The following is a 19,930-nucleotide window of genomic DNA, read 5'->3' as shown; positions in this document are numbered from 1 at the left end:
AAATACTTGATTCTCAGCCAAAATTACTGCGACCGGCTGACTCAGTACGATTAGCGTAGCGTAACCCGCCGCCTTTGCATCCGCGAAGAGAGGATGGCGGATTACGCTGCGCTAATCCGCCTTACGCAGAAACACGAACTCCGTGTCGTCATACGCGCGCCGCTCCAGCTCCGCGAAGCCATCAGGCGTCGCGAACTGCGCGGCCTTGGCCTCTTCCACCACCAGCAGCGCGCCCGGCGTCAGCCAGCCGCCATCGCGCAAGCTCGCGAGCGCTTTCTCCGCGAAGCCCTTGCCGTAGGGCGGATCGAGGAACACCAGCGAGAACGGTTCGACCGGATGCGCGGGGCCGAGATCGGTGGCATCGCGGCGATAGACCTTCGTCACCCCGCCGAGACCGAGCGCCTCGACGTTGTTGCGCAACAGCGCCCGCGCCTCGGCTCCGTTGTCCACGAACAGCACGAATTTCGCGCCGCGCGAGGACGCCTCGATGCCGAGCGCGCCGGTGCCGGCGAAGAGATCGAGCACGCGCGCGTCCTCGATCGGGTCGTCATAGGCGTGCACGAGGATGTTGAACACGGACTCGCGCAGGCGGTCCGCCGTGGGGCGGATGTCGCGCGAGGACGGTGAGGCAAGATTGCGCCCCTTCAGGCGACCGCCGACGACGCGCAATCAGTCCTCCCGCGGCGTCAAATCGCGCTTGCCGTGATAGCCGCGCTTGGGACGGCGCGGCGGGCCGTAGCCGTTGGCCTCTTCCTCGTTGCGCTCGCGCGCCTCGTCGCTGCCGGTGCGTTGCACCAGCACGCGGCGCCCCTTGCGGTCGGCGATGACGGCGCGCTTGCTGGCGGGCTTCTTCTCGCTCGGCGCGTCGTCGACGCGCGAGGCCTTCGAGGGCACGTCGAACTGCGCACCCGACTTCTCGATCACCTTGTCGCCGAGCTGCTCGCGCAGCACGCGCGAGCGGATCTCCTCGACCTGGCCTTCGGGGACTTCGCCGAGCTGGAACGGACCGTAGGAGATGCGGATCAGCCGGTTCACCTCGAGCCCGAGATGGGCGCAGACGTTGCGCACCTCGCGGTTCTTGCCTTCGCGGATTGCGAACACCAGCCAGACATTGGCGCCCTGGTCGCGCTCCAGCGTCGCCTCGATCGGACCGTATTTGACGCCCTCGACCTCGATACCGTTCTTGAGCTCGTCGAGCTGCGCCTGAGTGACGTCGCCATGGGCGCGAACACGATAGCGGCGCAGCCAGCCGGTGTCGGGCAATTCGAGCGTGCGCGCGAGCCCGCCGTCATTGGTGAGCAGCAACAGGCCTTCGGTGTTGAAGTCGAGCCGGCCGACGCTGATCAGACGCGGCAGGCCTTCGGGCAGATTGTCGAACACGGTCGGACGACCCTCGGGATCGTCATGCGTGGTCATCAGCCCGCGCGGCTTGTGGTAAAGGAACAGGCGCGTGCGCTCGCGCTCGGGCAACGGCTTGCCGTCGACCAGCACGACGTCGTTCTTGGTGATGTCGAGCGCGGGCGAGTTGATGACGCGGCCGTTGACGGTGACACGGCCCTGCGTGACCATTTCCTCGGCGTCGCGGCGCGAGGCGAGCCCCGCACGCGCCAGCGCCTTGGCGATGCGCTCGCCGGCCTTTTTCGGCTTCGGCGCCTCTTCGCGCCGCGGACGGCGGTCGACATCACGATCGCGTTCGCGATAGGCGCCACGGCCGCCGAAGGCGGGGCGCTTCTCGAAGATCCGGCTGTCGTCCTCGTTGTCGCGGCGCGGGCGGTCGCCGAAGCGGCCCTCGCTGCGCGGATGCTCCTGCCAGTCCCGACGACCTTCCGGCCGTCCCTCGCGCGAGCGGTTGAAGCGCGGACGATCGTCGCCGGAACGCTCGTCGCGCGGGCGCGAGAAGCGCGGACGGTCATCACCGCCTTCGTCGCGGCGCCGCGAGAAGCGCGGACGGTCTTCGCCGCCTCGGCCGCCCTCGCGGCGGTCGTCGCGCTTTTGCCACGGCTTGTCGTCGCCGCGATCGCGGCCGCCGAAATCCTTGCGCGGGCCTTTGCCAAAATCCTTGCGCGGCGGACGATCGCCCCGATCGAAATTCGGGCGGTCGCCCCGCGGCTTGAAGCTGCGCTCGCCGCGATCCTCGCGCGGCCCGCGCTCGCGATCCGGTCCGCCACGCGAAAACTTGCGCTCGCCGTCGAACTTGCGCTCCGGACGATCGCCACGCGGCGCATAGGGCCGTTTCTCGCCGAACTTCCGCTCACCACCGGAGCGGCTGGCCGGCCGCGAATCGTCGCGATCCCGGCGCGGCGGACGGTCGTCACGGCCGAAGGACGGACGATCGCCGCGCGGCTTGAACGGACGCTTCTCGCCATCGCGCGAGGAGCGATCGGAGAACGGGCGGTCGCCGCGCGGCTTGAAGCTGCGCTCGCCGCGGCCCTCTCCGCCGCGATCGTCGCGCTTGAAGCGCGGACGGTCGCTGAAATCACGCCGCGGGGCATCGCCCTCCTCGCGACGACGGAAGGGGCGGTCGCCACGGTCACTGCGCGGCGGGCGGCTGTCGCGGTCGCCACGTCCCTCGCTCTTGCCCTCAAAACCGCGCTTGGCGAATTTCTTCTCCGGGCCGCGCGCCTTGCCGCTGCGGCCGCCTTTTGACGGTCCTCGGGCCGGGCCTCGCCGGCCGCGGGAATCGTTGTCTTTGTCGCTGTCGCGAGGCATGGATAATCTCACTCAGGGGATGGCCGAAAAGCATTGTGCGCGCTCATTCCGAGCCGCATGCTCAGGCAAAATCGGGTAGCACTTCTGCTGAAGGCGCAGCTACTAGCAGGTTTCTTCGGATGATACGAGGCTTGAAAGCCCCCTCTTTCATGGATTTGGCGCTTTCTGCGGCCGAAAACGCCGGAAAATCGGGCGAAGTCCCGATCGGATGCGTGGTGGTCCGCAATTCCGAGGTCATCGCCACCGCCGGCAACCGGACGCTGACCGACCACGATCCCACCGCCCATGCCGAGATCGTCGCGCTGCGCGAGGCGGCCGGCAAGATCGGCAGCGAGCGCCTGATCGACTGCGACCTCTACGTGACGCTGGAGCCCTGCACCATGTGTGCGGGCGCCATCTCCTTTGCAAGGGTCCGGCGGCTCTATTACGGCGCGGCCGACCCCAAGGGTGGCGCGGTGGACTCAGGCGTGCGGTTCTTTGCCTCCCCGACCTGCCACCACGCACCGGACGTCTATTCCGGGGTCGGCGAGAGCGAGGCGGCGCGGCTGCTGAAGGCGTTCTTCCGGGAGCGGCGGTAGGCCCCTGCACCCTCCCCGTCATTGCGAGGAGCGAAGCGACGAAGCAATCCAGACTGCCTCTGCGGAAAGACTCTGGATTGCTTCGCTGCGCTCGCAATGACGGCGCGGCTCACCCCGCGAAGAACTCGCGCAGCGCCTTCGCCGTCACCTCCGGGTTCTCCTCTGTCAGGAAGTGGCCGGACTCCACCGGCATGCCCTCCACGTTGGTCGCCCACTGCTGCCACGTGTCGAGCGGCGTCGCGGCGGCCTGGGCGATGCCGGCATTGCCCCACAGCGCCAGCATCGGCACCGTGATCTTCTTGCCGGCCTCGAAATCGGCCTTGTCGAGGTCGTAGTCGAAAGTGGCGCCGGCGCGGTAGTCCTCGCACATCGCGTGGATGCGGGCGGGATCGCGGAACGGGGCGAGGTAGTGCTCGAGCGCGCGCTTGTCGATGGCGTCGAGCGTCTTCGATTTGGTCTGGCTCGCCATCTTGAAGCGCAGGAAGAACTCGCCCTGGCTCGCGATCAGCGTCTCCGGCAGCGGATAGGGCTGCGCCAGGAAGGTCCAGTGATAGATCTTCAGCGCATAGGCGCGGTTCATCCGCTCCCAGTAATTATAGGTCGGCAGGATATCGAGCACCGCGAGTTTCGACAGCCGGCCGGGATGGTCGAGCGCGAGCCGGTACGAGACGCGGCCGCCGCGGTCGTGGCCGGCCAGCGCGAAGTGCACGTGGCCGAGCCGCTCCATCATCTCGACCATGGCCTTGGCCATCGCGCGCTTGCTGTAGGGGATGTGCAGCGCATCGCTCTCGGGCATGTCGGACCAGCCGTAGCCCGGCAGGTCGGCGATGATCAGCGTGAAGGCTTTCGCAAGCTCGCCCGCCACCTGGTGCCACATCACGTTGGTCTCGGAGAAGCCGTGCAGCAGCAGCAGCGGCGGCCCCTTGCCGCCGACGCGGGCGAAGACGCGGCCGAACGAGGTATCGATCCATTCGGAGCCAAAGCCCGGATAGAGGTCGGCGAGATCGGACATCTTGTTGCATCCTTGAGGGGGCAGTCGGGCCGGCCCCCGACACCCAAATTTTGCGAAAACAACCCCATGCACAGTACCGGTATCATCATCGGGGTCGCTAAGCCCAATGACTGGCTACACATTCTGGGGTGCGGATGTGGCGATCCGGTGACGCCAACGTCGCGATTCCGCGGGTGGGTTGTCACCTCTCCCGCTTGCGGGAGAGGTCGGCGCGTCCGGGCGATGCGCAGCATCGTCCCGCGCGCCGGGAGAGGGCTTTCTCCCCTTGGGGATTGTCCCATTGCGGAAACACCCTCTCCCCAACCCTCTCAGCGCGAGCGAAGCTCGTCGCGGCCCGCAAGCGGGCGAGGGAGCGCACCTTTCCCGTGTCGCGATCAAGCCTGATCACATCACGTGCTAATTCTTGGCCTTCTCCGCTTCCACCGCCTGCCAGCCGATGTCGCGGCGGCAGAAACCTTCCGGCCATTTGATGCGGTCGACGGCCTGATAGGCGCGGGCCTGCGCTTCGGTCACGGTCGCCCCGAGCGCGCAGACATTGAGCACGCGGCCGCCATTGGCGAGGACCGCACCGTCCTTCGCAACCGTCCCGGCGTGGAAGATCTCGACGGTGTCGACCGTGGCCGCGTCCTCGAGCCCCTCGATGCGCGTGCCTTTCTGATAGTCGCCGGGATAGCCCTTGGCCGCCATCACCACGGTGATCGCGGCCTCCTTGTGCCAGCGCAGATCGAAATTCTTCAGCTGCCCGTCGCAGGACGCCAGCAGCGCCGGCACGATGTCGCTCATCATGCGCAGCATCAGCACCTGGCATTCGGGATCGCCGAAGCGGACGTTGAACTCGAACAGCTTTGGGCCCTGCGTCGTCAGCATGATCCCCGCGTAAAGGATGCCGCGGAACGGCGTGCCGCGCTGCTTCATGCCCGCGACCGTCGGCAGGATGATCTTGGCCATGATCGCGTCGTGGATGGCCGGCGTCACCAGCGGCGTCGGCGAATAGGCGCCCATGCCGCCGGTGTTCGGGCCGACATCGTGGTCGAACACGCGCTTGTGGTCCTGCGCGGAGGCCAGCGGAATGGCGGTCTCGCCGTCGCACAGCGCAAAGAAGCTGATCTCGCGGCCGGGCAGAAACTCCTCGATCACGACCTCGGCGCCGGCCTCGCCGAACGCGCCCTCGAACATCATGGCGATGGCGTCCTCCGCCTCGCGCACGGTCTTGGCGACGACGACGCCCTTGCCGGCGGCAAGCCCGTCGGCCTTCACCACGATCGGCGCGCCCTGGCTCTGCACATAGGCGCGCGCGTCGGCGGCGTCAGTGAAGCGCTGGTAGGCGCCGGTCGGGATGCCGAACTCGGTGCACAGCGCCTTGGTGAACCCCTTGGAGCTTTCGAGCTGGGCCGGGATCTTGTTCGGCCCGAACGCCTTGATGCCGGCGGCCGTGAGGTCATCGACGATGCCGGCCGCCAGCGGCGTCTCCGGCCCGACCACCACCAGCTCGACCTTGTTCTGCCTGCAGAAGTCGATCACCGCCGCATGGTCGGCGACATCGAGCGCCACGCATTCCGCCTCCTTCGCGATGCCGGCATTGCCGGGCGCGCACCAGAATTTGGTCACCAGGGGGGAGGCTGCGATCTTCCACGCCAGGGCATGTTCGCGGCCGCCGGAACCGAGGAGGAGAATGTGCATAAGAGGCTCAGAATGAGGGGTTGGATGGGGCGGAGGTCGCATGAATCGGGGTGGGGCTCAAGGGGGTAAACTGACCACAGCCCCTCGCGGGCTCGCGCTGGGAATCGCTCGCCGCACTAGCCGCCCCCGCCCGCCTTTGCTCGGCGAGGCCCTTGGGGGGCGAGGCTACTACGAAATCCTTCGATTGAGACAAACAGGTTTATCGTTTGCCATCATAGCGAATAGCTTCCGTGCTTAGCTGAGAAACGCCGCGATCATGCCGCATATGAAGCTCCGCAATGTCATGCAGCGAGCCGAGCTCTAAGTCGATGTATCCGCTTGCTGCCTTGCCAAAACCGCCAAAAAGAAAGCGATATTCTCGCTGATAAGCGAAACGGAACTCCTTCGACATCGCATTGTCTATCCATTCGTGATGTTCTCGCTCATGCGTGTCGTAATATTGGATCGGACAATGATGGAACATCCAACCGGGTAGCACCTTTGCTCCCGCGCGCTCCATACGCAGCGCGAACTCCTCGGGATCTTTAATGATCACACAGCAATCACTCCCGGAGAAATCTTGAAAAAAGTCCGGGTCCCAATCCAGCGAAACGCAATAAAGGAAATAGTCCGTTCCAGAGACACTATATTCAAGATCACCTGTGGGGCGGACTTGACGGCCGTCGGGCATCGCCAGCGTCACGTATTCGCCAGGAGAGCGATATCGTTTGACCCGCTCGTCATCTTTGCGGGCGAGGTCTTGCTCCATTTTGTTATATTCTTCGGCTGACTTCATACGCAGGCGTCCGAAATCGACGAGCTCTCTCAGCCACTTATGTTCGCCGTAGCGGAAGAGGACATCGCCGGCGTTCGGGCCCCTTGGCCGCGCTGGTGCTGCGCTCAAATCACGTTCCACGACTGTTGGCACGGGACGATGTAGCGACAATCTTCTCTTGAAGAACTCGAGCCGAGTTTGATGCTCCTTGCGATACCAATACCAGGAACTCAAAAAGCTGATGATCGGAATGACGTGCCCTTAGGCGCTCACGATCGATTGGATATTGCGAAGAAGGCCGTCATAGCGCATGCGAAGCTCGTCATCCGTCAACCGGCCGAGGTAACGGTGAACGCGATACTGAAACTCCCAAAACTCGGGATCGTAGGCGGTGTGATTGTGCCCCCATGACTTCATTACCTCAGCGCAAGGCAAAATCGTCGGGAGAGGAAGAACTGGGACTTCAGTCATCGGCCGTCCAAATCTATGTCTAAATCACTTCACTTTTCTTTGCGCTCTTCAGAACTCAGCGCGCCGCTTCGTCTTTCATCTTTGCAGCCCTTGCCTTAAGGCTGGCTTCCATCTCAGTCATGAGCGGAGAGTTGAAGAAGCCGATGGGCATGCAAGTCAGGTCCGAGAGGTAGCCGTGTATCAGCGTGATTTCAGCTTCTAAGGGAAGGCTGTGCTGATTGCCGTAAGAACTGGCACCTAGTGAATACCCGTGTGCGCCTGCAAAAATACGGACCACGCTATAGTCACGCGTGTCGATGGCGAGGCAGAATTGCGTCGGCTCGTCGGGGCTGGGACGTTTGCTACGGGCCATGAGTGATCCTGTCGTTGTCTAAAGGGCGTCATATGACTTAGGCCACTCTGCAAGGGATAGCCTGCGTCATGTTCGCATCTACACTTCCCAGGCTACGCTCCGCTCAAGGATGCCCATCCTGTCCCGTCCTCAGAATAGCATCGGAAAGCGAACAGCTGGGAGAGACAGGTACATAGCTTCACGATGGCGACGTCTGAGGCTATCAAAGGTCGAAGTGGGCTAGTGGCTCGATAATCCGTACATCGGTGCAGATGGCGGCAAATTTGAGAATCTGAAGTGGATCAAAAAGCCGGCGAACAGGTCTACGGCTTCCGTCCAAACTCGTTCGCATTCTTCGGCCGTAGGTAATCTCCGGTGCTAATCCATACCGCGCAGGTAAAGCCGGCCACGTCAGCCTTTCTGAAATGGCATCTCTGAAGCTCCCAAGCGAACTGAACCGAGTGTTTAGGCAAGAAGTCCCGGATCGGCGCAGCCTGGTTGAAGTGGAAGAAGAGCACGAAATACGGTGTGGCATCGCGCACCAGTTCTGCATAGTTGAAAGAGAACTCAAGGTAGCCGCGCTTCCAGAATTTTCTTTCATGCTCGTTCAGGGACTTCTCGCATCCCACTGTGAAGAATTGCGTCTCGGGCTCGTTTAGAGCCATCAGCGCGTCTCTCAGAGCCGGGCAGTCCCGAATCTCAGCAATGGTTTCAATCACTTCGGGATTGCCCTTAAGGTCTTTGAAGCCCTGATTGGTTCGATCGTTTTCGAGATCGGCAGGGTAAGGGATCGCTTTCGAGCGCGGCTCGATCACGAGCGTAAGCTTGAAGTTCTCTTGGTTCATCGAAAGCGTCCGATTCGCTGGGGGGTGGATAGCCGTAGGATGGGTTGAGCCCTTGCGAAACCCATCACCCGTGTTTCTCGAAGCCGCAAAGCTCACCGATGAGCGCCAGCCGCGCTTCGTCGCCACTTGCGGTCGGATGACAACCGCCATGACCGAGAGCCGGAGAGGAAAGTGATGGGTTTCGCAAGGGCTCAACCCATCCTACGAACTACCGAACCGTGCGCCGACTTCAGCCATGCGTCAAACGAAACCAGTAAGCGGCGAGCAAACCGAAGAAGCCGACCGTGATAATGATGGCCGCAATGACCCCCAGGGCGCCTTTAGCGCTGAGGCTGAGGTTACGGTATTTGAAATGGATTTCGGGGTAGTCTGACATAGGCGCAGCTCTCCATTGAAGTTGGATAAGCTGCGTCCTCAGCTCTTTAGTGCCCTTTCGGACTAAGATTCATAAGATCATAATTTTCCAGCGGCGCAACTTCTAATTTCGTGACGAGTTGCTCCCACAAGAATTGACCCGGCAAATTTTCCAAATGCTTGTGTCCACCCCCCTTTAAGTGTTGGTCGAGTTATCGTTTTTTGAACGTCATTTGCCAGGGTAACCCCACAATACGGGGATTCTGAAAACTGTGAATAAAGGACTGGATCAGTTTCGGCACTCCCAATTACGGCTTCCACGCACCCGCGTTTCGTTGCCCGCGGCTCAGCCTTCTTTAGCCTGTAGGATGGGTTGAGCCTTAGCGAAACCCATCGCACTTGTTTCGTGATATGATCGTGTCATGACCGCGTACCGCCGGTGAGCGGGGTAGAGAGGTGATGGGGTTCGCAAGGGCTCAACCCATCCTACAAACCGTCATTCCGGGGCGCGCGCAGCGCGAGCTATGGTGCGCGATTGCGCACCTGAGAATCCATTGGGCCGCAGCTTCGGCGGAGGGATGGATTCCGGGCTCGAGCCCAAGAGGGCGCGCCCCGGAATGACGGCGGAGGCTGGCGCTTGCCTGCGAAAATCCTTAACGTCGGGTCCGATCCCCTCATGCCGAATCGCTTCCCGATGCCGCCTGCGGAACAACTCAACAACGCCTTCGAATTCACCGTCTCCGAGCTCTCGCAGTCCCTGAAGCGGACGGTGGAGGACACCTATGGCCATGTCCGGGTCCGCGGCGAGATCTCGGGGTTCCGCGGCGCCCATTCCTCCGGCCATTGCTATTTCGCGCTCAAGGACGAGAGCGCCAAGATCGAGGCGGTGATCTGGAAGGGCGTGCACGGGCGGATGCGCTTCAAGCCCCAGGAGGGGCTCGAGGTGATCGCCACCGGCAAGCTCACGACCTATCCGGGCTCCTCGAAATACCAGATCGTGATCGAGGCGCTGGAGCCGGCCGGCATCGGCGCGCTGATGGCGCTGATGGAGGAGCGCAAGAAGAAGCTCGCCGCCGAGGGCCTGTTCGACGAGGCGCGCAAGCAGCTGCTGCCCTGGCTGCCCGAGGTGATCGGCGTCGTGACCTCGCCGACCGGCGCCGTGATCCGCGACATCCTGCATCGGCTGGAGGATCGCTTCCCCCGCCACGTGCTGGTGTGGCCGGTGAAGGTGCAGGGCGAAGGCTCCGCCGAGCAGGTCGCGGCCGCGATCCGCGGCTTCAACGCGCTGCCCGAGGGCGGCAGGATTCCGCGGCCCGACGTGCTGATCGTCGCGCGCGGCGGCGGCTCGCTGGAGGACCTCTGGTCGTTCAACGAGGAGATCGTGGTGCGGGCGGCAAGCGAGAGCATGATCCCGCTGATCTCGGCGGTCGGGCACGAGACGGATATCACTTTGATCGACTTCGTCGCCGACAAGCGCGCGCCGACGCCGACGGCGGCGGCCGAGATGGCGGTGCCGGTGCGCAGCGAATTGTTCGTCGAGGTCGCCGATCTCGGCCGCCGCACCCACGCCTATTGGATGCGCGCGCATGAGAGCCGCCGCAGCGAATTGCGTGCGGCCGCGCGCGCGCTGCCGTCGGCCGGCGACCTGCTCGCCATTCCCCGGCAGCGGCTGGATTCGGCGGGCAGCGCCCTGCCCCGCGGATTGAAGGCGAATACGCATGCGCATTTCCGCAGGTTCACCGCGGCCAGCGCGAAGCTGACGCTGCGGGTGCTGCACGGCCAGATCGCGCAGGCCGACCACCGCCTGACAGTGTGCGGCGAACGGCTCGGGCTCTCCGCGCGCTCGCTGCTGCTGCGGCGGCGCGACCGCTTTGCCGGGCTCGAAGTGCGCCTGCGCGCCTCGAAGCTGTCCAATGCGCAGGCGCAGCGCAACGCCATTGCCCGCCAGCGCGAGCGCACGCATCGGCTTCATGAGCGCGCCGGCCGCGCGCTGGTCACGCTGATGCAGCGGCTGGAGGCCCGCGTCGAGGCCAGCGGGAAGCTGCTGTCGGCGCTGTCCTATCGCGGCGTGCTCGCGCGCGGCTTTGCCCTGGTGCGCGACGAGGCGGGACATCCCGTGCATGCGGCGGACAGCGTCGGGCCGAATGCGCGGATCGAGATCGAGTTCGCCGACGGCCGCGTTGCGGCAACCACGGATGCGGACCGCCCGGTGCCCACGGCCAAGCGCGCGCCCTCACGGCCAAAGCCGGAGGCGGAGACAAAACCCGCACCGAAGCGCGTGGCCAAGCCGGTGGATCAGGGCAGCCTGTTCTGAGGCGCGAGGGCGGTACTATCAGACCCGTCATCCTGAGGTGCGAACCATGCGATGCGAACGCATCGCGCGGTGAGCCTCGAAGGATGCACGGCCGAGATGCAGCCGGGCCGTCGCCCTTCGAGGCTCGCCGAAGAGGCGAGCACCTCCAGCGACAACGGCTCCGCCGTTGCGCGGGGGGACGGGATTGGCAAAGGGAGCCGCGCTTACCGGCAGGACAAGCCCGCGTCGATCGTGGTCCAGAAGCCGCAATGCTCGGCGGCGCGCAAGGGAGCGCCGGCGTGGGCCTCGTAGAGGAAGATCGCGACGGTGAAGACGGCGAATGCGGAGAGAAGGGTGATGCGGCGCATGAGGATTTTCGTTTAAGCGACATCATGGTCGAACTAAGGCGCCGTTGCCTGCTGAAACCGGTTTGACGCGCGATCCGTAGATTCACGGTCGGCCACACTCCGTGCAGGGCGGTGGTCGATGCGGGGCTGTCCGCCTGAATTTGTTCCTCGGGCGGCCCCGCCTTCGCTCCTGCCGGGCTACGGCGCGGCGAGCCCGCTCATCCGGGTTACCGCGCCAGCCACTCCGCGACCACTCTCTGCGACTCCGCGCGCGCCTCCGCATCGGTGCCGGGATGGCCGCGCTCGGGCGCGGCGGCATCGCCAGCGCCGGCGAGTGCGTGCAGCGGCGTGTTGGCGCGGTCGAAATCGTGATCGGCGCCGGGATAGACCACGATGCGCGCGAGCGCGCTGCGGCCATGCGCGCCCTCGACCATCTGGCGGCAGGCCGGCGGCGACGAGATGTCGTCATCGGCGCCGATCAGCACCAGGGTCGGCACCCGCGTGCTCCAGCCGAGACCGGCGGAAATCCGGCAATCCGGATAGAACGCGATCGCGGCGCGGAAATCCGGCCCGAGATCGCGCGCCCCGCTTTGCGGACGCACCGCCCAGAGCAGCGCGCTGGCACCATTGGCCCAGCCCATCAGGCTGACGCGGTTGCGCGCCACCCAGTTCTGCTTCATCAGCCAGGTCTTCGTCGCCGCGATGTCGGCGACGCGCTCGCGCCGTGCCTTGACGTGCATCTCCTTGACGCGGCATTGCGGCCCGAGCTCGCGCGAGCCGTAGCTGTCGGGCCACAGCACGGCATTGCCGCTCCTGAGCAGGCGCTCGGCCCAGTCGCGATAGCGCGGCAGCACGGAGTCAGGGTGGCCGGTGAGTCCGTCGCAGCCATGCAGCGCGATCACGGTCGGAAATGGCCCCGCGCCCTCGGGCTTGTAGAGCTGTGCGTGGAGGACGCCCGACGCCAGCGGAATCTCGACCGGTTGCGGCACCGGGGCGGCACGCGCGGCCGACATCGCGAGCGTCAGGAACAGGGCGGTCAATCGAAGGCGCATCGGGCTCTGCCGTATCAGGTGCCGGGCCGCGCGCAGCGCACCGGGCCGATCCTTCGGCCGAGCATTATCACGCGGGAACGGCGGCAAAACATCACAAACCGGTGGGTTTAACGGGCGGACAAGCCACCCTATCTATGCTAGATCCCGACCAACACATCGTGCCCTCCAGGGGTTTCCTCAGGACGCGGCCTTCCACGGAGACTTTTCGACCGTGCTGAACAAGTTCGGCCCCTCGGGCCATGGCGAAGCGCAGGTGCAATATCTCGACGGCGATTTCCGCGTGATCTCGCCGGGGACCTTCGTGCGCTGCGCCGTCACCGACACGCGCATCCCGCTCGACGAGCTGAAATACTGGAGCGTGGATCTGCAGGAAGCCTACGCCACGCCCGAGGCCGTCTTGCAGCGGCATTTCCCCGGCGCGATGAAGCAGGCGTGATCCTTCGGCTCTCGTAAATCTCGTAGGGTGGGCAAAGGCGCAACGCGCCGTGCCCACGATCTCTCCATGATTACGACGAACAACGTGGGCACGCTTCGCTTTGCCCACCCTCCGGCCCCGCGTTCGTGGCATCGCCCGGCTATTGCTGCTCGGTCGCATCGCCGCCCACGCAGGTCTTGATAAAGCTCTTCCTGCTCTCGCCGACGACCTTCTGATCGATCGCCTGCTTCAGGCAATCGAGCCGCGCCTGCGCCAGGCAGAGCTGCAGCTGGTCGCGCTTGTCCTGCCCCTTCAGGTTTTGCGTCGTGGCCAGACACGTCACGCGCTTGGTCGCGGGAACCGGCACGGTCGCGGTCGGACTTGCGGATGGCGCGGGCGTTTGTGCCAACACCGGCGCAATCATCAGACACACAAGGCTGGCGGCGACGGCGGCAAGAGGCGATTTCATCGTAGTCTCCAGGATCGTTCGCGATCGATAGAGGTTTTGCGATGAATGTCGGCTGAATGGTGAGGTGCCGTAGGGTGGGCAAAGCGCAAGCGTGCCCACCAGCTGTCTCCGAACGCAACAGATGGTGGGCACGGCGCAAGGGCGCCTTTGTCCACCCTACGAGACCTGCGTGTGCCGCGAGCTCATCGCTTGCTGAACCTTCGCTCGCGGGCCTTGTAGAGATGATCGCTGATCAGTTGCCGCAGCTTGGCCGGATCGTCGAATTCGAGCTGGACGGCGAACGGCACGATGCCGTCGGGCACGCCCTCGCTGCCGCGCAGGCGCGCGAGGTCCTTTTCCGTCGTCACCAGCGTGAGCTGCTCGCCCCTCGCCTCCGCTGCGAGCGCGGCGATCTCCTCGCGCGAGAACATGTGGTGGTCGGCAAAGGGCCGCGTGTGCACGACGTCGATACCGCCAGCACGAAGCGTGCGGAAGAAGCGTTCGGGGTCGCCGATGCCGGCGAAGGCGAGAACGCGCTTGCCGAGGAGTTGCGCGAGCGAGGCGGCATCCGCCTTCAGCCGCGCGCGCAGCTCCGGCTTGTTGCGCTTGGCAAGCTCCGCCGCGACCTCGTTGGCGGCCCGGCCGTCGCCGATCAGCACCAGCGCATCGGTGCGTGCAAGCTGCGCCCGCAGCGGCGCACGCAAGGGCCCGGCGGGGAACACCTCGCCGTTGCCGAGGCCGCGCTCGCTGTCGATCACGATCAGCGAAGCGTCCTTCTGCAGGCGCGGGTTCTGGAAACCGTCGTCCATCAGGATCACGGTCGCGCCTTGCGACTTCGCCAGCGCGACACCATCGAGGCGGTCGCGCGCGACCACGACGGGAACGTCGCGCGCCATCATCAGCGGCTCGTCGCCCACATCGGCAGCACCGTGCCGTTCGCGGTCGACCATGACCGGGCCTTTCAGCCGTCCGCCATAGCCGCGGCTGAGCACCACCGGCGTCTCACCGAGCTCGCGCAGCAATTTCGTCAGCGCCAGCACGGTCGGGGTCTTGCCGGCGCCGCCGACATGGTAATTGCCGACGCAGATCACGGGAATGCCGGCATCCGTGCCCTTGCGCAGCATGCGCCGTTCGGTGATCGCGCCGTAGAGGGCTCCGAGCGGCCACAGCGCATAGGATGGAAGCGAACGTGGCCGGTACCAGAAGGCCGGCTCACGCATTGGCGGCCCCCATCTCGATCCGCAGTTGCAGCAGATAGGGCTCGAGCGCCGTCATGGTACGCTCCAGCGCGCCGCCGAGCTGGTCGACCACGCCGCTGCCTGCGCGCTGCATCTGCTCGCGCAGCGCGGGATCGGCCAGCAACTGGCCGAGCTGCTTGACCAGCGCCTCCTGCGTGTCGGCCAGCCGTGCCGCACCGCTGGCGTCGAGCGCCTCGTAGACGTCGGCGAAGTTGAAGACGTGCGGACCATGCACGATCGCAGCCCCCAGCTTGATCGCCTCGATCGGATTCTGGCCGCCATGGCGGATCAGCGATCCCCCCATGAATACGATCGGCGAGAGCCGGTAGAACAGGCCGAGCTCGCCCATGGTATCGGCGACATAGACATCGGTGGTCGCGGTCGGCAGTTCCTCGCGCGAGCGCAAGGCGGGCGTCAGGCCCGAGGCCGTGATCAGGCCTGCGATCGAGGAACCGCGATCGGGATGCCGCGGCACGATCACGGTCAGCAGCTGCGGGAAAAATCCGACGAGGCTGCGATGCGCCGCGACCAGCATCTCGTCCTCGCCCGGATGGGTCGAGGCCGCGACGATGATCGGCCGCCCGCGCGTCATCGCCATCAGCCGCTCGAGCTTGGCGGGATCGGCCGGCGGCGCCGCCACGTCGAGCTTGAGATTGCCCGTCGTGACGACGTCGCGGCCGCCCAGCGCGGCGAAGCGCTCGGCGTCCAGCTTCGACTGCGCGAGACAAATGTCGAACCGCGACAGCAGCGCCGAGATGGTGCCGTGCATGCGCCGCCAGCGCGGGAAGGAGCGCGGCGACATCCGTCCGTTGATCAGCACCATGGGCACGCGGCGCGCAGCCCCTGCGAGGATCAGGTTCGGCCACAGATCGGATTCGATGAACAGCGCCAGCGACGGCTTCCAATGATCGAGGAAGCGCGCGACATAGCGCGGCGAATCATACGGCACGTATTGATGGATGACGTCGGGCGGAAAGCGCTTTGCGACCACGGCGGCCGACGTGACGGTGCCAGAGGTGAGCAGGATGCGCAGATTGAGATCGCGCAGGCGTTCGATCAGCGCCGCGGCGGCCAGCACCTCGCCGACGCTGGCGCCATGGATCCAGACGAGGGGGCCATGCGGCCGCACGTCGCGGGACAGCCCCCGCCGCTCGCCGACGCGCGCGGGATCTTCCTTGCCCTGCCTCAGCCGGCGCTTGATCAGCGCAGGCGCGAGCGGCACCAGGCTTGATGCCAGGCGCCGGTACATCCGCAGCGTGATCGGGAGCGCAATGGGCAGCGATTTAGCCATCTTGCGGACCCGGACGGCCGAGCTGCGCATAGGCGCGGCGGGTCGCCTCGTTGAGCGTCTCCTCCAGCTCCAGCCGCAGCGCTTCCATCGTGGCGGCGTCGGCATCCGGCGGGACGTGGATTTCCTTGATGCCGACCAGGACGCCCCGCCCGAACGGCAGGTTGATGGTGGTGCGGTCCCAGTTCTTCAGCCGGATGAAGCGGCTGGTCGCCATCGCGAAAGGCATGATCGGCCGCCCCGATTCCCGTGCCAGCATGATGATGCCGAGCCCGGCCACGCGCGCGCGCTTGGGGACATCGGCGGTCAGCGCGACATTACAACCGTCCTGAAGCGTCCGCACCATCTCCTTGAAGGCCCCGACGCCACCCTTGCGGTGGAAGGCGCCGCCATGGTCGCCGGAACCGCGGATCAGGCCGATGCCGAGCCGCTCCACCGCGATGGCGTTGAACTCGCCGTCGCGGTGACGGGAGATCAGGACCTTGGCCCGGTAGGAGTCCTTGTTCTTGATGAAGGGGGTGAGGAAATGCTGGCCGTGCCAGAAGGCGAAGATCGCGGGGATCTGCGGCTCGACGATGTCGTAGACGTCGGGCGGATCGAACGTGAACTTGTTGGTCCGCCAGACCAGCCGCAGATATTCGGCCGCCAGAACCCCGACGGCACGCTGAAACCAGCTGCTTCGCAGCGTATTGCGAAGCAGTTTTTTCAACGCGCCGGTTCTTGATTGGGGTCGAGCAGCCGATGGAGATGGACGATGAAATAACGCATCTGCGCGTTATCGACCGTGCTCTGCGCCTTCGCCCGCCAGGCGGCGTGGGCGGTCGCATAATTCGGATAGAGGCCGACGACCTCGACGTCGTCGAGATTCTTGAAGACGTTATGCTCGAGATCGACGAGCTCACCGCCGATGACGAGGTGAAGCAGTTGTTGCGGGGCACTATCTGGCATGAGTTCTGTTCCTAACGGGCTGCCCGGCAAAGCAGTGTTCGAGCGGCACGACGACAAGCGCCTTAGGCCAAGGGGCGATCTCGAAAATGCGCGACAATGCCCGCATGACGATCGCGCCCCGCTGCCACCAGCACCCCGTGCGCCACTTCCCGGCGGTTATAGAGGATGGGTTCTCCGGAGAGGTCGCTCATCCTACCATCGGCTTCCTGCACGATCAAATCGGCCGCAGCAAGGTCCCAATCATGGCTGTTGCCCCCCGCAAAAGCCGCATCCAGCGCGCCATGGGCGACCCGGCACAGGCGTAGCGCCAGCGAGCCGATTCGCGGATGCAGCTTGATGTCGCCGCCGGCGGTATTGAGCCGCTCCACCATCGGCTTGGGGCCGGCGACACGGGCGAAGTCGAGCGCCGATCCGGGCGAGGCCTGCACGGCCTTGCCGTTCAGCGTCGTGCCCTGGCCGCGGGCCGCGAAGAAGAACTCGCCGCTGACAGGCGCGAACACCGCGGCCAGCACCGGCGTGGCATCCTCGACCAGCGCGACGCTGACGCACCAATCGTCATGGCCGTTGAGGTAGTTGCGTGTGCCGTCGATCGGATCGACGATCCAGGTCAGGCGCCGCGACAGCCGCGCCACGTCGTCGGCGCTCTCCTCCGAGAGCCAGCCATAATCCGGCGTCGCACTGCGCAAGCGCGTTTCGAGCAGGTCGTTGACGGCGATGTCGGCTTCCGACACCGGCGAGGAGGCGCCCTTGGTCCACTTCTTCAGCTCGGTGCGAAACATCGACTGCGCCAGCGCGCCCGCTTCCCGCACCGTGTCTTGCAGCAGCGCCGCGTCGCGAGTCAGGATGGTGTCGTTCGCGTCAGCGTCCGCCAAGCGTCAAACCCTCGATGCGCACCGTCGGCGCATTGACGCCGTAGCGGAATTCGAGATTGTTCGCGGGCTGCATCGACTTGAAGATCTCGAACAGGTGGCCCGCGATCGTCACCTCGCTGACGGGATAGGTGATCTCGCCGTTCTCGATCCAGAAGCCGGAAGCGCCGCGGCTGTAATCGCCGGTGACGCCGTTGACGCCCGAGCCGATCAGGTCGGTGACATAGAACCCTTGGCTGATGTCGGAGATCAGCTCGGCCGGTGTCGGTGTGCCCGGCTCGAGATGCAGATTGTAGGGCCCCGGCGAGGGTGAGGACGACACGCCGCGATGGGCGTGGCCGGTGGTGGTGAGGCCGAGCTCCCGCGCCGTGGCGCAGTCGAGCAGCCAGGTCGTCAGCACGCCTTCGTCCACCAGCGCGGTCTTCTTCACCGCGACGCCTTCGGCGTCGAAAGTCTGCGAGCGCAGGCCGCGCTTGCGCAAGGGATCGTCGATGATGCGGATGTTCCGGGCGAACAGCTGCTGGCCGAGCTTGTCCTTGAGGAAGCTGGTCTTGCGCGCGATCGAGGCGCCGTTGATGGCGCCGACAAGGTGACCGACCAGCGAGCCCGCGACGCGCGGATCAAACACGACGGGCACCTTGCAGGTTTCGACCTTGCGCGGATTGTAGCGCGCCACGGTGCGCTCGCCGGCGGAACGGCCGACAACCTCGGGCGACAGCAGATCGGCACCGTGCGGCGCCGAGGTGAAATCGTAGTCGCGCTCCATGCCGGTGCCCTCGCCCGCGATCGCGGTGGCCGAGATGCCCTGGCTGGAGCGCAGGTAGGAGCCGTGGAAGCCGGTCGAGGTGACGAGCACCATGCCGCCCATGCCCGCGGAGGCCGAGGCCCCGCCGGACTTGGTCACGCCCTTCACCGCGAGCGCGGCGGCTTCGGCGGCGAGCGCGCGGCGCTCGAGCTCGGCAGTTGCGGGCACGTCGGGATCGAGCAGATCGAGCTCGGGGAAGTCGCGCGCGAGCAGCGCGGGGTCGGCTAGGCCGACATATTTGTCCGATGGCGCGACCTTCGCCATCGCGACCGCGCGTTCGGCAAGCTTGGTGACGGCGTCGCCGCTGACGTCGTTGGTGGAGACCACCGCCTGACGCTGGCCGACCAGCACGCGCAGGCCGACATCGTCGCCCTCGGACCGCTCGGATTCCTCGACGCGTCCGTCGCGCACCTCGACGCCTTGCGAGACGCCGCGCACCGCAACCGCATCGGCCGCGTCCGCGCCGGCGCGCCGCGCCGCCTCCACCAGCCGCTGCGCGAGATCAGAGAGCGCGGACTGATCGAACAGGCGATTTTCTGTGGTCGAAAGCGTCGAGCTTGGTGAAGAGTTCACGAACGAAATCCTGTTGGGGCGGGGGTTCGGGACCGGAACCCACAGATGTGCCCTGATTGCGCGGACTTCAAGCATTTTCAGCCCACCAAAAGCTCAGATTCGCACCATCGGCGCAACGTCTCGTCAATCATGCGTGCCAAGCTCTTGTCAATCATGAGTGGCAGTGACGGTGGGTTAACCAGCCTTTTTAAGCGGTTTCGGAAGGGCGCGCGCTAAGGTCCTCGCATCGACCGGGAACATAATCCCGGCGGGGAGAACTAAGCCGTGAGGCGTCAAACAGCAACATGCGGGGTCGCTCCCGCCGGGTCGTGCCGCTCTCTGCGGCTCGACCCTCTTTCCCTTCCGGTCCGCTTCGACGCACATGACCCGCGCGCCGACGGATACACCAGGCAGATCGAGCTTCATCGCGAACGCGTCGTGCTGCGCCGTGCCGTCCGCGGCATGCAGATGGCGATCAACGTCCGCGTCAGCGACTTCACCGGTGTCGCGCTGCGCGGCAATGACGAGGCACAGGCCCTCGTGCTCGTGCACCGTGATCCCTCGCTCTCCGTGCCGCTGCTGGTCGGCGCCGAGGGTGACGAACTCACCGAGGCCTGGGCGATCTGGAGCGAGCTCTTCGCGCTGCCGCAGCTCGACGAAGGCGCGCGCAAGCCCGCCCCCCGCCGCCGCCGCGCCAATGCGATCCGCGCCCGTCGTCCGAAATTCCTGATGCGCCGCCGTGTTGCGATGGCGCGCGAGCTGTCCGTGCATCGTGAAGAACGCGAGATCATCGCGCGGAACTAAGCGGCAATCACGCTGCCGTGGGCGGGTTAGCCGAAGGCGTAACCCGCCTCTTTGCCTTCCATTTGGACGGAAGAAGTCGGCAGATTACGCCTTCGGCTAATCGTACTGAGTCAGCCGGTCGCAGTAATTTTGGCTGA

21 protein-coding genes are annotated in these 19,930 nt (G+C 65.5%); 4 read left to right on the top strand and 17 right to left on the bottom strand.

Features of this window, described 5'->3' with window-relative positions:
• Positions 1-111: 111 nt before the first annotated feature.
• Both rsmD and Q0743_RS20170 read right to left on the bottom strand, forming a co-directional pair.
• Positions 112-669 (bottom strand): 16S rRNA (guanine(966)-N(2))-methyltransferase RsmD, encoded by a 558-nt coding sequence (gene rsmD / locus Q0743_RS20175; RefSeq protein ID WP_298243245.1) that lies wholly within the window; start codon positions 667-669, stop codon positions 112-114.
• Positions 670-2,709, bottom strand: coding sequence for a pseudouridine synthase (locus Q0743_RS20170; RefSeq protein ID WP_298243244.1), 2,040 nt, complete (start codon positions 2,707-2,709; stop codon positions 670-672).
• 119 nt (positions 2,710-2,828) lie between these two features.
• On the opposite strand from Q0743_RS20170, the gene Q0743_RS20165 reads away from it, so the two are divergent.
• Entirely contained in the window at positions 2,829-3,287 is a 459-nt protein-coding gene (locus Q0743_RS20165) for a nucleoside deaminase (protein ID WP_298243243.1), read from the top strand.
• Between the two features lie 109 nt (positions 3,288-3,396).
• Here Q0743_RS20165 and Q0743_RS20160 read toward each other — a convergent pair whose 3' ends face one another.
• From Q0743_RS20160 to Q0743_RS20135, 6 genes are all read right to left on the bottom strand, one after another.
• On the bottom strand, positions 3,397-4,299 hold the full coding sequence (locus Q0743_RS20160) for an alpha/beta hydrolase (protein WP_298243242.1): 903 nt from the start codon (positions 4,297-4,299) through the stop codon (positions 3,397-3,399).
• 396 nt (positions 4,300-4,695) lie between these two features.
• Positions 4,696-5,979: a phosphoribosylamine--glycine ligase gene (gene purD / locus Q0743_RS20155; RefSeq protein WP_298243241.1), complete on the bottom strand. Its 1,284-nt coding sequence runs from the start codon at positions 5,977-5,979 to the stop codon at positions 4,696-4,698.
• Between the two features lie 199 nt (positions 5,980-6,178).
• Positions 6,179-6,862, bottom strand: coding sequence for a hypothetical protein (locus tag Q0743_RS20150; RefSeq protein ID WP_298243240.1), 684 nt, complete (start codon positions 6,860-6,862; stop codon positions 6,179-6,181).
• A 397-nt stretch (positions 6,863-7,259) separates the two neighbouring features.
• Positions 7,260-7,556, bottom strand: a complete 297-nt coding sequence (locus tag Q0743_RS20145; protein ID WP_298243239.1) for a hypothetical protein — start codon at positions 7,554-7,556, stop codon at positions 7,260-7,262.
• Between the two features lie 302 nt (positions 7,557-7,858).
• Positions 7,859-8,380 (bottom strand): hypothetical protein, encoded by a 522-nt coding sequence (locus tag Q0743_RS20140; protein WP_298243238.1) that lies wholly within the window; start codon positions 8,378-8,380, stop codon positions 7,859-7,861.
• A gap of 229 nt (positions 8,381-8,609) precedes the next feature.
• Positions 8,610-8,756 (bottom strand): hypothetical protein, encoded by a 147-nt coding sequence (locus Q0743_RS20135; RefSeq protein WP_298243237.1) that lies wholly within the window; start codon positions 8,754-8,756, stop codon positions 8,610-8,612.
• A 672-nt stretch (positions 8,757-9,428) separates the two neighbouring features.
• On the opposite strand from Q0743_RS20135, the gene xseA reads away from it, so the two are divergent.
• The gene (gene xseA, locus Q0743_RS20130) at positions 9,429-11,048 is read left to right on the top strand and encodes an exodeoxyribonuclease VII large subunit (RefSeq protein ID WP_298243246.1); all 1,620 of its coding nucleotides are present in this window, start codon (positions 9,429-9,431) and stop codon (positions 11,046-11,048) included.
• 203 nt (positions 11,049-11,251) lie between these two features.
• On the opposite strand, the gene Q0743_RS20125 is transcribed toward xseA, so the two are convergent.
• Complete coding sequence (locus Q0743_RS20125) at positions 11,252-11,395, bottom strand: hypothetical protein (RefSeq protein ID WP_298243236.1); 144 nt, start codon at positions 11,393-11,395, stop codon at positions 11,252-11,254.
• A 206-nt stretch (positions 11,396-11,601) separates the two neighbouring features.
• Positions 11,602-12,426 carry a dienelactone hydrolase family protein gene (locus Q0743_RS20120; protein WP_298243235.1) on the bottom strand — a complete coding sequence of 275 codons (825 nt, stop codon included), beginning with the start codon at positions 12,424-12,426 and terminating at the stop codon, positions 11,602-11,604.
• A 211-nt stretch (positions 12,427-12,637) separates the two neighbouring features.
• Between Q0743_RS20120 and Q0743_RS20115 the strand changes: the two genes are divergently transcribed.
• On the top strand, positions 12,638-12,862 hold the full coding sequence (locus Q0743_RS20115) for a DUF2093 domain-containing protein (RefSeq protein WP_298243234.1): 225 nt from the start codon (positions 12,638-12,640) through the stop codon (positions 12,860-12,862).
• A 139-nt stretch (positions 12,863-13,001) separates the two neighbouring features.
• Here Q0743_RS20115 and Q0743_RS20110 read toward each other — a convergent pair whose 3' ends face one another.
• The 7 genes from Q0743_RS20110 to Q0743_RS20080 form a co-directional block, all read right to left on the bottom strand.
• Positions 13,002-13,310, bottom strand: a complete 309-nt coding sequence (locus Q0743_RS20110; protein WP_298243233.1) for a hypothetical protein — start codon at positions 13,308-13,310, stop codon at positions 13,002-13,004.
• Positions 13,311-13,492: 182 nt separating this feature from the next.
• On the bottom strand, positions 13,493-14,509 hold the full coding sequence (gene lpxK, locus Q0743_RS20105) for a tetraacyldisaccharide 4'-kinase (protein WP_298243232.1): 1,017 nt from the start codon (positions 14,507-14,509) through the stop codon (positions 13,493-13,495).
• Positions 14,502-15,848: a 3-deoxy-D-manno-octulosonic acid transferase gene (locus tag Q0743_RS20100; protein ID WP_298243231.1), complete on the bottom strand. Its 1,347-nt coding sequence runs from the start codon at positions 15,846-15,848 to the stop codon at positions 14,502-14,504. Before Q0743_RS20100 ends, lpxK begins: the two co-directional genes overlap by 8 nt.
• A complete protein-coding gene (locus tag Q0743_RS20095; protein ID WP_298243230.1) occupies positions 15,811-16,524 on the bottom strand; it encodes a lysophospholipid acyltransferase family protein in 714 nt (237 codons plus the stop codon). The genes Q0743_RS20100 and Q0743_RS20095 overlap by 38 nt, the downstream gene beginning before the upstream one ends.
• The gene (locus tag Q0743_RS20090) at positions 16,521-16,763 is read right to left on the bottom strand and encodes a DUF4170 domain-containing protein (protein ID WP_298243229.1); all 243 of its coding nucleotides are present in this window, start codon (positions 16,761-16,763) and stop codon (positions 16,521-16,523) included. Before Q0743_RS20090 ends, Q0743_RS20095 begins: the two co-directional genes overlap by 4 nt.
• A gap of 62 nt (positions 16,764-16,825) precedes the next feature.
• A complete protein-coding gene (locus Q0743_RS20085) occupies positions 16,826-17,635 on the bottom strand; it encodes a 3'(2'),5'-bisphosphate nucleotidase CysQ (protein WP_298243228.1) in 810 nt (269 codons plus the stop codon).
• Positions 17,622-19,010 (bottom strand): TldD/PmbA family protein, encoded by a 1,389-nt coding sequence (locus Q0743_RS20080; RefSeq protein ID WP_298243227.1) that lies wholly within the window; start codon positions 19,008-19,010, stop codon positions 17,622-17,624. The genes Q0743_RS20085 and Q0743_RS20080 overlap by 14 nt, the downstream gene beginning before the upstream one ends.
• Before the next feature lie 264 nt (positions 19,011-19,274).
• Here Q0743_RS20080 and Q0743_RS20075 point away from each other — a divergent pair, with 264 nt between their 5' ends.
• Positions 19,275-19,793, top strand: coding sequence for a DUF6101 family protein (locus Q0743_RS20075; RefSeq protein WP_298243226.1), 519 nt, complete (start codon positions 19,275-19,277; stop codon positions 19,791-19,793).
• The last annotated feature ends 137 nt before the right edge of the window (positions 19,794-19,930 follow it).

This window comes from uncultured Bradyrhizobium sp. (assembly GCF_936943645.1).
Classification (GTDB): Bacteria; Pseudomonadota; Alphaproteobacteria; order Rhizobiales; family Xanthobacteraceae; genus Bradyrhizobium.
Note: the sequence above shows the minus strand (reverse complement) of the source record. Positions and strands in the feature narration are given on the sequence as shown.